The 14,528-nt window shown below is 72.0% G+C and carries 15 protein-coding genes; all 15 read right to left on the bottom strand.

Annotated features, from left to right (window positions below; translation table 11 throughout):
* Window positions 1–41: 41 nt before the first annotated feature.
* The gene (gene alr / locus VGZ23_02090) at window positions 42–1,235 is read right to left on the bottom strand and encodes an alanine racemase (protein ID HEV2356391.1); all 1,194 of its coding nucleotides are present in this window, start codon (window positions 1,233–1,235) and stop codon (window positions 42–44) included.
* Window positions 1,225–2,805, bottom strand: coding sequence for an NAD(P)H-hydrate dehydratase (locus VGZ23_02085; protein ID HEV2356390.1), 1,581 nt, complete (start codon window positions 2,803–2,805; stop codon window positions 1,225–1,227). Before VGZ23_02085 ends, alr begins: the two co-directional genes overlap by 11 nt.
* A gap of 10 nt (window positions 2,806–2,815) precedes the next feature.
* Window positions 2,816–3,187 carry a holo-ACP synthase gene (gene acpS / locus VGZ23_02080; protein ID HEV2356389.1) on the bottom strand — a complete coding sequence of 124 codons (372 nt, stop codon included), beginning with the start codon at window positions 3,185–3,187 and terminating at the stop codon, window positions 2,816–2,818.
* Between the two features lie 32 nt (window positions 3,188–3,219).
* A complete protein-coding gene (locus tag VGZ23_02075; GenBank protein ID HEV2356388.1) occupies window positions 3,220–3,408 on the bottom strand; it encodes a Trm112 family protein in 189 nt (62 codons plus the stop codon).
* Window positions 3,409–3,420: 12 nt separating this feature from the next.
* Window positions 3,421–4,368 carry an NAD-dependent epimerase/dehydratase family protein gene (locus VGZ23_02070; GenBank protein ID HEV2356387.1) on the bottom strand — a complete coding sequence of 316 codons (948 nt, stop codon included), beginning with the start codon at window positions 4,366–4,368 and terminating at the stop codon, window positions 3,421–3,423.
* On the bottom strand, window positions 4,365–6,194 hold the full coding sequence (glmS, locus tag VGZ23_02065) for a glutamine--fructose-6-phosphate transaminase (isomerizing) (protein HEV2356386.1): 1,830 nt from the start codon (window positions 6,192–6,194) through the stop codon (window positions 4,365–4,367). The genes VGZ23_02070 and glmS overlap by 4 nt, the downstream gene beginning before the upstream one ends.
* A gap of 514 nt (window positions 6,195–6,708) precedes the next feature.
* Window positions 6,709–8,082: a phosphoglucosamine mutase gene (gene glmM / locus VGZ23_02060; GenBank protein HEV2356385.1), complete on the bottom strand. Its 1,374-nt coding sequence runs from the start codon at window positions 8,080–8,082 to the stop codon at window positions 6,709–6,711.
* Between the two features lie 4 nt (window positions 8,083–8,086).
* A complete protein-coding gene (locus VGZ23_02055; GenBank protein HEV2356384.1) occupies window positions 8,087–9,274 on the bottom strand; it encodes a CdaR family protein in 1,188 nt (395 codons plus the stop codon).
* Entirely contained in the window at window positions 9,271–10,146 is an 876-nt protein-coding gene (cdaA, locus tag VGZ23_02050) for a diadenylate cyclase CdaA (protein ID HEV2356383.1), read from the bottom strand. Before cdaA ends, VGZ23_02055 begins: the two co-directional genes overlap by 4 nt.
* 41 nt (window positions 10,147–10,187) lie before the next feature.
* Window positions 10,188–11,114 (bottom strand): ornithine carbamoyltransferase, encoded by a 927-nt coding sequence (gene argF, locus VGZ23_02045; protein ID HEV2356382.1) that lies wholly within the window; start codon window positions 11,112–11,114, stop codon window positions 10,188–10,190.
* Between the two features lie 71 nt (window positions 11,115–11,185).
* Complete coding sequence (locus VGZ23_02040) at window positions 11,186–12,232, bottom strand: NlpC/P60 family protein (protein HEV2356381.1); 1,047 nt, start codon at window positions 12,230–12,232, stop codon at window positions 11,186–11,188.
* 172 nt (window positions 12,233–12,404) lie between these two features.
* The gene (gene rpsI, locus VGZ23_02035) at window positions 12,405–12,779 is read right to left on the bottom strand and encodes a 30S ribosomal protein S9 (protein ID HEV2356380.1); all 375 of its coding nucleotides are present in this window, start codon (window positions 12,777–12,779) and stop codon (window positions 12,405–12,407) included.
* A 23-nt stretch (window positions 12,780–12,802) separates the two neighbouring features.
* Complete coding sequence (rplM, locus tag VGZ23_02030; protein HEV2356379.1) at window positions 12,803–13,255, bottom strand: 50S ribosomal protein L13; 453 nt, start codon at window positions 13,253–13,255, stop codon at window positions 12,803–12,805.
* Window positions 13,256–13,352: 97 nt separating this feature from the next.
* Window positions 13,353–13,694: a HepT-like ribonuclease domain-containing protein gene (locus tag VGZ23_02025; GenBank protein HEV2356378.1), complete on the bottom strand. Its 342-nt coding sequence runs from the start codon at window positions 13,692–13,694 to the stop codon at window positions 13,353–13,355.
* Window positions 13,691–14,203 (bottom strand): helix-turn-helix domain-containing protein, encoded by a 513-nt coding sequence (locus VGZ23_02020; protein HEV2356377.1) that lies wholly within the window; start codon window positions 14,201–14,203, stop codon window positions 13,691–13,693. Before VGZ23_02020 ends, VGZ23_02025 begins: the two co-directional genes overlap by 4 nt.
* Between the last annotated feature and the right edge of the window lie 325 nt (window positions 14,204–14,528).

The raw sequence follows: 14,528 nt of genomic DNA, 5'->3' as shown, positions 1-14,528 counted from the left end.
ACCGCCCGCGGGCATGCGACGACGACCGCGCCGGCCGTCTCCTAGGACGTGGTCCGGCCCTGCACCTCGCCGGCCGTCTCCCATCCGGCGACCAGCGTCCGAACGGCGCGCACCGCGCCCCCACTCACGAACACCCGCGGCACGCGCGCGGCGACCCGCACGAGCAACTCCCAGGGAATCGTTCCGGCGGCGGCCGCGACCTCTTCGATGGGCAGGGCCGATCCCCACAATTCAGCTTCGTCGCCCCTGTGCACGTCCAGGTCACCGGCGTCGATCGTCAACTGATCCATGCTGACCCGGCCGGCAATCGGGACGCGGCGGCCGTGCAGGAGCACGGCCGCCCGCCGCCAGGCCGCGCGCGGATAGCCGTCCGCGTAGCCGAGCGGAACCGTCGCAATCGTCGTCTCACGCGGGGCGCGGTATTCGCGGCCGTAGCCGACGGCCGTGCCGGCGGGCACGCGTTTCGTCTGGACCAGGCGGCCGCACAGCCGCATCGCCGGGCGCAGCGGCACGCGGGGCCCAAGGTGAGGCGCCGGCGCAATGCCGTAGACCGCGATCCCGCACCGGACGAGATCGAGATGCGCCTCGGGCAGGGCGAGAACGCCGGCGCTGTTGGCGGCATGGCGCAGCATCACGGTGATCCCGGCCGCGCGCAGCGACGCGAGCGTGTCCGCAAACACGCGGAGTTGCTCGCGCGTCGGCTCCAGGTCCGGGTCATCGGCCGCGGGGAAGTGCGTGTAGGCGCCTTCGAGCACGATGCCCGGCAGGGCCGCCATCGCCCGGGCGAGGGACGGAGCCTCGCCCGCCGAACACCCGGCCCGGCCCATCCCCGTGTCGATTTTGAGGTGCACCCGCGCCGCGCGCCCCGAGGCCGCCGCCGCACCACTCAACGCCCGCGCGGCTTCAAGGTCGGCGACGCCCGCGGCGAGGTCGTACGCCAGAACGCGGCCGGCCTCGTCGGGCATCGTGAGGTCGAGCACGACCACCGGTTCGCGGACGCCAGCGCGCCGGAGTTCCTCACCCTCGTCCACGGTGGCGACGCCGAATCCCCACGCCCCCGCCTCGGCCGCCGCCCGGGCGATCTCCAGGGCCCCGTGTCCGTAGGCGTTGGCCTTGACCACCACCATGAGCCGCGCCGGCGGCACCAGCACCTCGCGCAACGCGGTCACGTTGTGGCGAATCGCGTCGAGGTCGATCTCGGCCCACCCGGCGCGCAGCGCGCCTCTATCCGACATAGCCGATGCCGTCGTCGATCGACCCGGCGCGGACCGCCGCGAGCGCCCGAGGAACCGCGTCGGCGACCTCGTGGGCCAGCAATCCCAACTCCCCGGGCGCGGCGAGATCGCCGGCCAGACCGTGCAGGTATGCCGCGCACGCCGCGGCCTCCCACGGCGGCAGATGTTGTGCGAGGAGCGCCGCCACCACACCGGTCAGCACGTCGCCCATTCCACCTGTCGCCATCGCGCCGTTGCCACTCGGAATAATGCCGGCGCGGCCGTCCGGCGCCGCCACGACCGTCCGGGCGCCCTTGAGCACGGTCACCGCCCCAAACGACGACGCCGCGGACCGCGCCGCCGCGACGCGATCGCGCTGGATCTCGCCGACCGACGAGCCCATCAGCCGGGCCAGTTCTCCCGGATGCGGCGTAATGACGACGGGGCCCCGCGCGTCGCGCAGGGGGGAGGCGTCCTCCGCCAGGGCGTTAAGCGCGTCCGCGTCCGCGACGAGGGGACAGGCCAGCGACGGCACGAGACGCCGCACGACTGCGGCCGCCTCGGAATGGGTCGTGAGGCCCGGGCCGATGGCGACGACGGTGTGCGTGCCGCCCGCCGCCGCGGCCGCGTCGCGGATCACGGCCTCTGCGGCCGCCCCGAGCGCGCCCGCGCCCGTCTCCGGCAGCGGCAGCGTCATCGCCTCCGGCAGGGACGTGGTCGGGACGGCGCCGAGCGACGACGGCATCGCGATCGTCACGAGCCCGGCGCCGCCGCGGATCGCGCCCCGGGCGGTCAGCACCGCGGCCCCCGCGAACCCTCGCGCGCCGGCCACGACAAAGACGTGGCCGTGCGTGCCCTTGTGGCTGTCCGGACCGCGGCGCGGAACCATCCGGTCGACCCACGCCGCGCGGATGAGCTCGGCGCGGATCGGCGCCGCATCGATCACCGCTTCGGGAATGCCGATGTCCGCGACGAAGAGCCGGCCGGCGCACGCGGCGGCGGGGTACTGCACGAGCCCGAGTTTGGGGAGTCCCATCGTGACGGTCGCCGCCGCCCGGATCACCGGTGGATCGGCGCGGCCCGTCGCGGCGTCGATGCCCGACGGCACGTCGACCGCGAGGATCGGCGTCCCGGACCGGTTCGCCGCGTCGATCAGGGCCGCGGGCACGCCGCGGGCCGGCCCGTGAAAGCCCGTGCCGAAGAGCGCGTCCACGATGAGATCGCAGTCGCGAAGGGCGGCCTCGATGTCGGACGGCGTCACACCCGCGGCCTCGACGACCGGGATGTGACGCTGCCGAAGAGACGCCAGATGTGCCGCGGGCCCGCCGCCGAACTCGGCGGCGGGCCCGGCGAGGAGCGCGGTCACCCGGGTGTCCCCGGCGAGATCGCGGGCGGCGACGAGCCCGTCGCCGCCGTTGTTCCCCTTGCCGGCCAGCACCACGACGCGACGGCCGCCTCGGCCCTCCAGCAGCCGCCGCGCGACGTCGGCCGTCCGGGCGCCCGCGTGCTCCATCAGCACGGCAATGGGCACGCCGGTCTCCTGCGTGCGCTGATCGAGCGCCGCCATCTCCTGCGGCGTCGGGAGTTTCATCCCGCCCGCGTCACTCCGCTACGGCGTGCGCGACGGCCAGGTCTCGCGTGTGGGAAATCGACACGAACCACGCCTGGACCCCGAGCCGGGCCGCGGCCTCGGCCGCTCCACCCGACAGCCGGACCACGGGGCGTCCGAGGGGATCGCCTTCGATCTCGATTTCGCGCCACGCCATGCGGCGCAAGCCGAGCCCGAGGGCCTTCATCACCGCCTCTTTCGCCGCGAACCGTCCGGCCAGACGTTCCGCGGCGGAGCGCGACGCGCCAGCGTACCCGCGCTCGCGCGGCGTGAAGACCCGGGAGAGAAACACATCACCCCACCGGACGGTGGCGCGCCGGATGCGGTCCACCTCGATGATGTCGATGCCGATGCCGCGAATCATCGTACCCGCCGGAAAGAGACGCCCGTCGCCGCCTAGGCCGGGCGCGGCTCCGCCTCGTCGATGAGCATGACCGGGATGCCGTCCCGGATCGGATAGCGGCGCCCGCACTGTACGCAGACGAGCCGGTCGCCCTCCTGTCGCACCGGCGTCTTGCAGACCGGACACGCGAGAATGTCGAGCAGTTCCTGGTCGATCATCGGCACGGCTCCTTGACGCGGCATGGCGTGGGCCTCCTACGGTGTTCGACGGTCCGCCGGTGCCCCCTCCGGCACCCGCGCCCGGAACCACTCAACGGTACGCCGGAGCCCGTCCTCCAGCGAGACGCGCGGCTCCCACCCGAGCGTCTCGCGGATCCGACCGATGTCGAGGAAAATCCGGTGGACTTCGCCGGGAATCGCCGCCCCGTAGCCGGGTGCCGCGTCCGATCCGGTGAGCGCCCGGAGCCGATCCGCGAGGTCGTTCACCGACGTGCCCGCCCCCGAGCCGACGTGGAGCGGCTCTTGGAGCGCGCGCCCGAGGACCCGGAGGTTGGCGTCCGCGACGTCGCCCACGTACACGAAGTCCCGCACCTGGGTCCCGTCGCCGAAGATCGTGGCCCGCCGGCCCCGGAGCATCGCCTCGCTGAAAATGGCCACGACTCCGGCTTCGCTCGACGGGTCCTGGCGCGGTCCGTAGACGTTGGCGTAGCGCAGCACCGTCGTGTTGAGCCCGTGGATCCGGCGATAGTACGCCATGTACTGCTCGCCGAGATACTTGTGCAGCCCATAGGGCGACGTCGGCAGCACGGGATCGTCTTCGCGGACCGGCAGCCGGCGCGGGTCGCCGTAGAGCGCGCCGGCGGTCGAGGAGAAGACGACCTGGCGGACCCCGTGCCGGACCGAGGCCTCCAGCACGCGCAGCGTCCCCAGCACGTTCGTCGCGGCGTCGGCGGCCGGATCGGCGAGGGACCGCCGGACGTTCGCCTGCGCGGCATGGTGCGAGACCGCGTCGGGGTGCTCGCCCGCGAACACCGCGTCGAGCTCGGGGCGGGCGATGTCTACGCGGTGACACCGGATGCCGGGGGGCGTGCGATCGAGCCCGGTCACGATATCGACCACGGCAACGTCGTGCCCGGCGGCGCGGTAGGTCTCGGCCACGTGCGAGCCGATGAACCCGGCGCCGCCGGTCACGAGGATCTTCACTCGACGGTCACGCTCTTCGCGAGGTTGCGGGGCTGGTCGACGTCGTTGCCCCGCAGCCGCGCCACGTGATAGGCGAAGAGTTGCAGCGGAATCACGCTCAACACCGGCGCGAGGAGCGGCTCGGTCGCCGGCAGTTCGAGGAGCGTGTCGACGTGCGGCCGCACCGCACCGGCCGTCGCGGCCGTCGCGACGCCGACGACGTCGGCCCCGCGGGCCCGCACCTGCTGGATGTTGCTGACCATCTTGTCCACGAGCGCGGGCTGCGTCGCCAGGGCGACGATGAGGACGCCCGGGACGACCAGCGCGAGCGTGCCGTGCTTGAGCTCCCCGCCGGCCAGCGCCTCCGAGTGGATGTAGCTGATCTCCTTGAATTTGAGGGAGCCCTCCATGGCCACGGGGTAGTCGAGGCCGCGGCCGATGAAGAAGACGTCCTCGATCGCGTGCAGGCGCTCCGCGAGCCGGATGAGCTCCGGCTCGAGCCGCAGCACGGCCTGGGCCTGGGCCGGCAGCGCGCGCAGGCCCCGGATGAGCGACGTGACGGCCGGCGCGGCGAGCGTCCCGCGCGCGTCGCCGAGGGCCGCGGCGAACATCGCCATGGCCGCGAGCTGCGTCACGTACGCCTTCGTGGAGCACACGGCGATCTCGGGACCGGCGCGGGTGTAGAGGACGTGCGACGCCTCGCGGGCCAGCGTGCTGCCGACGACGTTCGCGACGGCCACGGTCGGGGCGCCGCGGGCCGCGGCTTCGCGCGCCGCCGCGATCGTGTCCGCGGTCTCGCCCGACTGGCTGACGGCCAGCGCGAGCGTGCGAGGGCCGGCGAGCGGGTCGCGGTACCGGAACTCGCTCGCGAGATCCGCCTCCGCGGGGACGCGCGCGAGCTGCTCGATCAGGATCCGGCCGACCAGCCCGGCGTGATAGGCGGTGCCGCAGGCGAGGAGCCATACCTTGTCGACCGCGCCGGCGGCCTCCGGCGTGAGCGCAACCCCGTCGAGCACGATGTGCCGGTGGTCGGGCAGCCGGCCCATCATCGTTTCCTGCAGCGCCCGGGGCTGCTCGTGGATCTCCTTCAGCATGAAGTGGGTGTAGCCGCCCTTCTCCGCGGCCGCGGCGTCCCACGTGATGCGCATGGGCGCCCGCGCGACGGCCCCGCCGCCGATCCGCGCGAGCCGCACGCCGCCGCGCGTGATCACGGCGAGCTCGCCGTCCTCCACGATCACGACGTCCCGCGTGTACGGAAGCAGCGCCGTTACGTCCGAGGCGAGGAGCATCTCGTTCTGTCCCAACCCGACGACGAGGGGGCTGATCATCCGTACCGCCACGATCTTGTCGGGCTCGTCCGCGGCCAGCACCACCAGTGCGTAGGCGCCGGTGGCCTGCGACACGGCGCGCTCGACCGCCGCCGGCAGGTCGCCCTCGTACGCCTCCTCGATCAGGTGCGCGAGCACCTCCGTGTCGGTGTCGGATTGGAACGTGTGGCCGCGCGCGGCGAGGGCGGCGCGGAGGTCGAGGAAGTTTTCGATGATCCCGTTGTGAATCACCACGATCCGGCCGCGGCAGTCCGCGTGCGGATGCGCGTTTTCATCCGAGGGATGGCCGTGCGTCGCCCACCGGGTGTGGCCGATGCCGACGATCCCGTCGACGGGCGAGCGCGCGATGAGCTCCGCCAGCCGCGTGATCTTGCCGGCGGCCTTGCGGATGACGATGCCGCCGCCGTTCATCACGGCAAGGCCGGCGGAATCGTACCCGCGGTACTCGAGCCGGCGTAACCCGTCCAAGAGGACCGGCACCGCCGGCCGGTCCCCGATATAGCCCATGATCCCGCACATACATGCCTCCGGAGGTCCCGGGTCGGGATGCGGCGACGCCCGCGGGGCCACGCGCCGCGGGGACGCGACCGGGTTGTCACGACCCTTCGGGACCGGGGTTCGGACAGCGGCGGGCCGCGCCCGCGCGTCTCCGGCCGTACGGGGGCGGGGCGCCCCGCGTACCGCCCGCTGCCTGAGGTGTGCGTCCTGAACGCCTTTTGTCCCCCGAGTCGCCTCCGGGTTTTGGCGGCGTTCAAACAGGTCCGGACCAGACCTAGGGTCACCCGCCGAATGGGAGCGCGACGCCCGACCGGATCCGTGAATCGTGCATCCCCGCTCCGCTGCTCGAGATCCCCTACCTCGTCAACTCGCCGCGTGTCGTGACGCCCGGCCGGCGAGTTCCGGCGCTTCGCGTACCGTGTGCGCCCCCGCACCCCCCTTTGGCGAGCCCGGCGGCCGGCCGAGCCTGCGGGCCGGCCGCCTGTGTCGGATTATCCCACAGCGCCCCCGGGCATGCCAGCCTGAGCCGCAGGCGTCATTTTGCCTCGAGGACGCCCGACCGCACGACCACCGCCCCGCCGAGGCGGGCCGCCACCAGATCCGCCAGTTCCCGTGCCAGGGATTCGGCCTCGGTCGCGGTCTCGCATTCGGTCATCACCCGCACGAGGCGTTCGGTCCCCGACGCGCGCACCAGCACGCGGCCCCGCTCTCCGAGGTGACGGTCCGCGCGCGCGACGGCGGCGAGGATTTCCGGATCGTCCACCCACCGGTCCGGCGCCTGCACCCGGACGTTGAGGAGCACCTGGGGGTAGCGGTGGAACCGCGCCGCGAGGTCGTCGAGGCTGCGCCCCGTCTCCAGCATCACGTTGGCGATCTGTACGGCCGTGAGCAGCCCGTCGCCGGTGGTCGCATGATCGAGGAAGATGACGTGCCCGCTCTGTTCCCCGCCGAGAGTCAGGCCGGTCTCGAGCATCCGCTCGAGGACGTACCGGTCGCCCACGCGCGCGCGTTCGATGCGGATGCCGGCGCCCCGCAGGACCACCTCGAGGCCGAGGTTCGTCATCACGGTCGCGACGATCGCGCGGCCGGGCAGGGCGCCTCGCGCGTCGCGATGCAGGGCCGCGATGCCCATGATCGCATCACCATCCACGACGTGGCCGTGACGGTCCGCGGCGATGGCCCGGTCCCCGTCCCCGTCGTGTGCAAATCCGAGGTCCGCGCCGGCCCGCACCACCGCCTCCGCCACGACCTCGGGATGGGTCGAGCCGCAGCCCGCGTTGATGTTGGTGCCGTCCGGCCGGGCGCAGATGGCCGTGACGGTGGCGCCGAGCCGCTCCCATAAGCCGGGCGCGAGCGCGCTCGTCGCGCCGTTCGCGCAGTCGACGACGACCCGCCAGCCGTCCAGACGGGCGTGCGCGTGCCCGGCGAGAAACTCGAGATACTGCTCCGGCGCGTCGGGGACGTCGGTGATCCGGCCGACCGCCGTCCCCGAGGGCCGCGTCAGGCCCGCCGCGCTCTCCATCAGCCGTTCGATCTCGTCTTCGACGGCGTCGGGCAGCTTGAAGCCGGTCGGCGCGAAGAATTTGATCCCGTTGTCCTCGACCGGGTTGTGGGAGGCGGAGATCACGACGCCGGCATCCACGCCGAGCCGGCGCGCCAGCAGCGCCACGCCGGGGGTCGGCAGCACCCCGAGCCGGATCGCGTCGGCGCCGGCGGAGCACAGCCCGGCGGCGAACTGCGCCTCGAGCAGATCTCCCGAGATCCGCGGGTCCCGGCCGATCGCGATCCGGCCCCGGCGCCCGGGGGCCAGCACGTGCACGGCGGCGCGGGCGACGCGGTCGACGAGTTCTGTCGACAGATCGGCGTTCGCCACGCCCCGGATGCCGTCGGTGCCGAAGAGACGTCCCACGGGGCTACGAGGTCGTGAGGATCACGAGGACCAGCGTCGGATGGAAGTTCAGGATCCGGACGCCGCTGGGCAGCTGTGCCCGCGGCGTGACCTGATACCGCCCCGCGCCACGGCCGCCGGCGTCCACGACCACGTGGATCGACTGCGGGGTCAGCCGCGCGACGACGTTCGTCGGGCCCTCGATCTGCACGTCGATCGCCGGCGGCTCGACGCGCGGCCGAACACCCGGACGGAGGCCGACGACGTGCACCGGCACCCCGCGAAAGATCGTGCTCAACGAACCGCCGCCGATCGACACCGCCACGCGGACGCGGGCGACGGACGACGTCACGCCGGCGGGGATTTGCAGGGCCACCTGCTCCTGAACATCGCCCCGCGCCAGGCGCAAATCGATCGGGGCGGTGGGCACCGCGGTGACGTCCTGCAGCGCGAGGCTGGGACCCCGCAGCGTCGCGGTCGCCGGATCCGTGGAAATCCCCGTGACGGCCAGCGGTGGCGCCGGCGTGCCCATGATCGCCGGCACCACCGGAACGACCTTCGTGATGACGCCTTCCCGCACCGCCAGCTCCGCCGTGATGAGGGGCGGCTCGACGGTGGGACCGCGAATCTCCTGGCCGTTCGCATCCACGAGATGGACCTGCAGCGAGGTCGAGAGTTGCTGGCGCAGGTTCGTTGTATCGACGGTCACGATTGCGTGCCGGATCTCGTCGAGCTGGGTCGCGGCGCCGGTGACGGTCACGTACCGCGGGGTGATATGCGGCGTCCCGACGGTCACGCCCTGGGGGAGGTTCCCGATCAGGCTGACCTCCACCGGCAGCCGTTGACGCGACACGGCGTCGAGGACGACCAGCACTTCCTGCGGTGTCTGCGCCACCGCCCGCACTTCCGGGGGCGCGGCCACGACGACCGGGACCCGGTGCTCGCCCGGACGGAGGCCGCTCAGGTCGATGGAGGCGTCCAGCAGCGCGGGGGACAGCAGCGCAACGGCCGACCGCGGACCGGAGAGGCGGACCTGCGCCCGCGACGGGGGCGGCTGGACCAGGACCTGGTTGGTGCTGAGTCCCCGGACGTGGAGATCGACGGTCATGGACCGCTCGACGACCGGGTTCTGCGCGGTGGCCACGTAGAGCCACGCCACGGCGGCCACGGCCAGCGAGAGGATCATGTAGAGAAGGCGCTCGCGCGGATTCATGTCTCGCGCCCTCGGGTGGGCGCGGGCCGGCGCGCCCACGCAGCCGGCACCCGCAGCGGCGGCACCCGAACCACCGGCACGTGGAGGTTGCGGCCGCCGGCGCCCGGCAGCGCGGCCAGCGTGAGCAGCCGGGCCTTCAACTCTTCCTCCGTGAGCCCGCGCTCCAGGCGGCCTTCCACCGCGAGCGAGAGCGTGCCGGTTTCCTCCGAGACGACCACGGCCAGCGCGTCCGTCACCTCGGAGAGGCCGATCGCGGCGCGGTGCCGGGTTCCGAGCGGCCGGGCGATGCCGGGCCGCTCGCTCAACGGCAGGAGACACCCCGCGGCGACAAGCCGGTTGCCGCGGATGATCACGGCCCCGTCGTGCAGGGGCGTGTTCGGGTAGAAGACGTTGATCAGGAGCTGCACGGTGACGACGGCGTCGACCCGGATCCCCGTCTCGATGAAATCTTCCAGCCCGACGAGGCGCTCCAGCACGATCAGCGCGCCGATCTTGCGGGAGCCGAGGATCCGGGCCGCCCGGGCGACGTCGTTGATGAGCCGGATCGCCGCCTCGCGGTCCAGTCCGTGCGGCGTAAACCCGACCAGGAGCACGCTGCCGCGGCCCAACTGTTCGAGCATCCGGCGGAGCTCCGGTTGGAAGAGCACGAGGAGGGCGATTGGGACGACCAGGCCGACGTAACTCAACAGCCACTGCAGGGTGTAGAGGCCGAGCCACCGGCTGACGACGTAGGCCAGAAAGAGCAGCCCCAGGCCCGTGACCAGCTGGACCGCCCGCGTTCCGCGGATGAGCATGAGGATCTGATAGACGACAAACGCGACGACGAGGATGTCGACGAGATCCCAGATCCTAAACGGGAACGGCCACGCCACGCCGTCACCTCGGGCAAGCGCACCCGGCGGACCGGGTGCCTTTACAGGATCGCTGCGAGAAGGGCCTTCTGCGAATGAAGCCGGTTCTCCGCCTCGTCGAACGCCACGCACCGCGGCCCGTCCATCACCTCGTCCGTGATCTCCTCGCCGCGGTGCGCGGGCAGGCAGTGCGACACGACCGCCCCGGGCGGGGATGCGGCGAGCAGCGCCGGGTTGACCTGAAACGGCGCGAACGCCCGCCGGCGGGCGACGGCTTCCTGCTCCTGGCCCATGCTCGTCCAAACGTCCGTGAGGATGAGGTCGGCCGCCGCGACGGCCTTGCCGGGATCGTCCGTCACGTCGATGGTGGCATGGGTCCGCGCGGCATCGGCCCGGGCCCGCGCGAGGCTGTCCGGATCGAGCCCGTAGGGCTGCGGGCTCGCGATCGTCAGCGACAGCCCCAATTTCCCCACGGCGAACGCGAGCGAGCGCAGGACGTTGTTGCCGTCCCCCACCCAGGTGATCCGGACGTCGCTGAGGCGCCCCCAGCGCTCGCGCACCGTGAGCAGCGTCGCGAGCGTCTGGCAGGGGTGCTCGAAGTCCGAGAGCGCGTTGATGACCGGCACGCGCGCGCCGCGGGCCAATTCCAGAATGGTCTCGTGCGCGAAGGTCCGGGCGGCGATCCCGTCCACCCACCGCTCGAGGTTCGCGGCGACGTCGGAGGGTGACTCACGGCTGCCCATCTCGATGTCCCGGGGACCGAGGTAGACGGCGTGCCCGCCGAGCTGCAGCATCCCGGTCGCGAACGTGACGTGGGTGCGCAGCGACGGCTTTTCGAAGACGAGGGCCAGCACCTTGCCGGCGAGCAGCGGCGGGCGGTCTCCCGCCCGCGCGCGGACCTTCAGGTCCACGGACGCCTCGATCAGCGTACGGATTTCGTCCGCGCTGAGGTCCAGAATGCCGGTGAAGTCCCGTCCACGCAGACCCATGCTGTAGGACGCTTCGGGGCCGGCCGGCCCGCCCCTTGCGGCCGGCCGCAGAAGAGGCGCGGCGGATCGCGCTATAAGACGCGCCGCGCCCCCAGATAGTGCGCGGCGTAGTACGGGGCGTCGAGGCGATCGACGGTGACGCGCTGAGCGCCGGCGGCCGGGTGCACGAACCGGCCGTCGCCGATGTAGATGCCGACGTGCGATGCGCCGGTACCGTCCGTGTTGAAGAAGACGAGATCGCCCGGCGCAAGATCGGCGACATCGACCGCCGCGCCGGCCGCCCACTGATCGTAGGACCGGCGGGGCAGATCGGGCACGTACGGCGAGTACACCAGCACCACCAGGCCCGAGCAATCGACGCCCGAGGCGCTGGTACCGCCCCACACGTACGGCGTGCCGATGTACCGCAGGGCCGAGGCCGTGATACGCGCGGCGAGGTCTGCGCGGCGTGTCGCCCCGTTGAGGCGGTCGCGCCCGGCGGCAGGCGCCCATGGGCCGGGCACCGGGAGGCCCCGGACGGCGTTCTCACCGGACTGGGGGATCGCGGGGAGCGCCGTCCCCGGGCCGGGTGCGGGAAAGCGGAGGACCTGGCCGGTGATGAGCGCCGTGGAGCCGAGGCCGTTGGCCGCCTGGAGCGCCCCCACCGTCGTGCCGTGCACGCGGGCGAGGTGGTAGAGTGTGTCGCCCGGCTGCACGATGTACGACTCCCCGCCCGCACCCCCGGCCCAGGCAATCTCGCCGGAGGCCCCCCGCGGGGACGAAAGGGATGCCGGCCTGCCCTCGTCAGGGGGTGCGGCGGGCATCGGCGCAGCGGGCATCGGCGGGGCAGCGGCCGCCGGCCTGCCCGCGTCAGGGGGCGCGGCCGGCCTCGTCACGGCTCCCCTCGCCGTCGTGCCGGCCGGCCGGTCGGGGATCACGAGGACCTCGCCCACGCGGATGTGCCATGGATCCTGAATCCCGTTCGCGCGGACCAGGAGGGCGAGGGGCACCTCGAAGCGGCGGGCGATGCTGTAAAGGGTGTCGTGCGGCGCCACGGTATAGCGCACCGCCGCCGCGGCCGGACCGGCTGCGGCCAGCGCGAGCATCAATGCGACGACAATTGCTCCGACGAGGTGCACGCTCCGCCCCCCCGGCGTTTCACTCAGGCGACAGACTGTATGCCCGGGAGAAACGCCCTTCAGACTGGAGCCGCGCTACGACGACCTCTGCTGCGACGACCCGTGCTGTGCCTACGGTAAGAGTTGCGTCGCGCCGGCCTCCCGGCCGGCGCGGCCTACCCGGTGCGCCGATCTAACGCTTGGAGTACTGGAAGCCCTTCCGGGCCCGCTTGTGGCCGTACTTCTTCCGTTCCTTCTTCCGCGGGTCACGGGTGAGAAACCCGGCCTTCCGCATGGGCGAGCGCAGTTCCGGGTCGATCGCGACGAGCGCCCGCGCGATGCCGAGCCGGATCGCGCCGGCCTGACCGACGACGCCGCCGCCCGTGACGCTCACGATCACGTCGAACCGCCCCTCGGCGCTGGCGACGGCCAGGGGCTGGCGGACGATGGTCAGCAACGGTCCCCTGGGAAGGTGCTGCTCGAGCGGCCGGTCGTTGACGGTAATCGCGCCGGTCCCCGGCACGAGACGCACCCGAGCCTCCGACGTCTTTCGCCCTCCGGACGCCATGACCGCGGGGCCTGTCTGCATCATCACGCGTCACGTCCCTTCGCTGTGCGTCCGGCGAGCGCGAGCGCCGCCGGCTGTTGCCCCGCGTGCCGGTGCCCGTCGCCGCGGTAGATCCGGAGCTTGCGCAGGCACGCGCGCCCCAGCACGTTCTTGGGCAGCATGCCCCGCACCGCTTCGCGGATCACGTACTCCGGACGCCGCTGCAGCATCGTGCCGGCCGCCGTGGCCCGGAGGCCTCCCGGATAGCCGGAGTGCCGGTAATAGATCTTCTGTTGCGCCTTGCGGCCGGTCAGCCGGATCTTGTCGGCGTTCACGATCACGACGTAGTCCCCTGTCGTCGACGGCGCGTACGTCGGCCGGTTCTTGCCCTTGAGCACGGCCGCCACCTGGCTCGCCAGGCGGCCCAGCACCTGGCCTTTGGCGTCAACCAGAAACCACCGCTTCGGGACGCCGGAAATAACCACCTCGGTGCGCATTCAATGCCCTCCTCGAGCAAGGCAGGGGTTCATTATACGGGGCGCGGGAGCGACCCGTCAACGGCCCGGGGTGTCGGGCACTGGGTCCACTGACCCACTACCGGGTGTCGAGTTCCCGGTCGACAACCGATTTGAGCATCGGCGCATAGTCCTCAACAATCTCCCACACCCGTGTCAGGTCAATCTCCGCATACGCGTGGGCCGCGATGTTTCGAAAGCCGTAGACCTGCCGCCATGGAATCGTCGGATGCCGCGCCCTGAGGGTGTTGGAGAGCTTACCGATGGCGTCCGTCAGCGTCTCGAGGCGACGGAGCACAGCGTCCTGAATAATTGTCTCGGCGAAGAACGCCCTGCGACCGCCGCGTGTGTACTGTTCGATAAGGGTGATGCACTCGCGAATGTACCGGAGCCGAGCGTGCTCCCGTGAATCATGAATCACAAAGAAACGGCCTCATGGTCGATTCGCTGGGCGGCATCTGATGGGCGGTGTACCTCGACCACATGGACCTTGCGACCCAGTGCTTCCTCGAGATCGAGGACGAGACCGCTGAGATCAAGGACCGTCCGGTCGGGTTCCAGCTCGACGAGAAAGTCAACATCGCTATCGGGCCGTGCGTCTCCTCGGGCCACCGAACCAAACACTCGAACGTTCCGTGCTCCGTATCTTGCCGCTATGGCAAGCAGCTCTTCTCGGCGGGCGCGGAGGTCGACGAGCCTCAACGCCGATGACGGCTCGCGAATGACGACACCGGACCGGGGACGGACTTCGAATTCGATGCCGAGAGCGTCCGCGAGTTTCGCGAGGGTTGTGACACTCGGGACCACTTCGCCGCGCTCAAGCCGGGCGATGGCCGACTGCGTGGTGCCGAGCCTGGCGGCGAGCTCAGCTTGTGTCAGACCGGCCGCGCGGCGCGCCTCGGCGAGTGCACGACGAAAGGAGTCACGCAACCTCGAACCGGTCCGGGCTGTCTCCGTCGATGCTGTCGTCGTTCGGCTGCGTCCGTGCCCCATAATTATCCCGTCTTCAGTATAGCATAGATGCTATGTAGGGGGATGGCCGCGCACTGAAACAGGTAGTGTACGGTGGTCTGTGTCTCCCCCGGCCGCGCGCGTTAACGGGCGGGCCCGGCGCTAATGGAAGAACACCCGCAGGAAGATCGGCACCAGGATCGCGACGACAAGACCATAGAGAGCCATGTCGACACGCGCGTCAACGCGACCCACACGCCCCTCGAGGTGGTCTACGCGTCCCTCGACACGGTCAACGCGCGCA

The organism is bacterium (genome assembly GCA_035945995.1).
In the GTDB taxonomy this organism is placed as follows: Bacteria; Sysuimicrobiota; Sysuimicrobiia; order Sysuimicrobiales; family Segetimicrobiaceae; genus DASSJF01.
The sequence above is the reverse complement of the archived record's forward strand: the minus strand, read 5'-3'. Positions and strand labels throughout refer to the sequence as shown.

Excerpts from the sequence above, each read along its gene's own strand:
- alr (HEV2356391.1), bottom strand. The coding sequence starts at position 1,235 with ATGTCGGATAGAGGCGCGCTGCGCGCCGGGTGGGCCGAGATCGACCTC.
- VGZ23_02085 (HEV2356390.1), bottom strand. The coding sequence starts at position 2,805 with ATGAAACTCCCGACGCCGCAGGAGATGGCGGCGCTCGATCAGCGCACG.
- acpS (HEV2356389.1), bottom strand. The coding sequence starts at position 3,187 with ATGATTCGCGGCATCGGCATCGACATCATCGAGGTGGACCGCATCCGG.
- VGZ23_02075 (HEV2356388.1), bottom strand. The coding sequence starts at position 3,408 with ATGCCGCGTCAAGGAGCCGTGCCGATGATCGACCAGGAACTGCTCGAC.
- glmS (HEV2356386.1), bottom strand. The coding sequence starts at position 6,194 with ATGTGCGGGATCATGGGCTATATCGGGGACCGGCCGGCGGTGCCGGTC.
- VGZ23_02055 (HEV2356384.1), bottom strand. The coding sequence starts at position 9,274 with ATGAATCCGCGCGAGCGCCTTCTCTACATGATCCTCTCGCTGGCCGTG.
- argF (HEV2356382.1), bottom strand. The coding sequence starts at position 11,114 with ATGGGTCTGCGTGGACGGGACTTCACCGGCATTCTGGACCTCAGCGCG.
- rpsI (HEV2356380.1), bottom strand. The coding sequence starts at position 12,779 with ATGGCGTCCGGAGGGCGAAAGACGTCGGAGGCTCGGGTGCGTCTCGTG.
- rplM (HEV2356379.1), bottom strand. The coding sequence starts at position 13,255 with ATGCGCACCGAGGTGGTTATTTCCGGCGTCCCGAAGCGGTGGTTTCTG.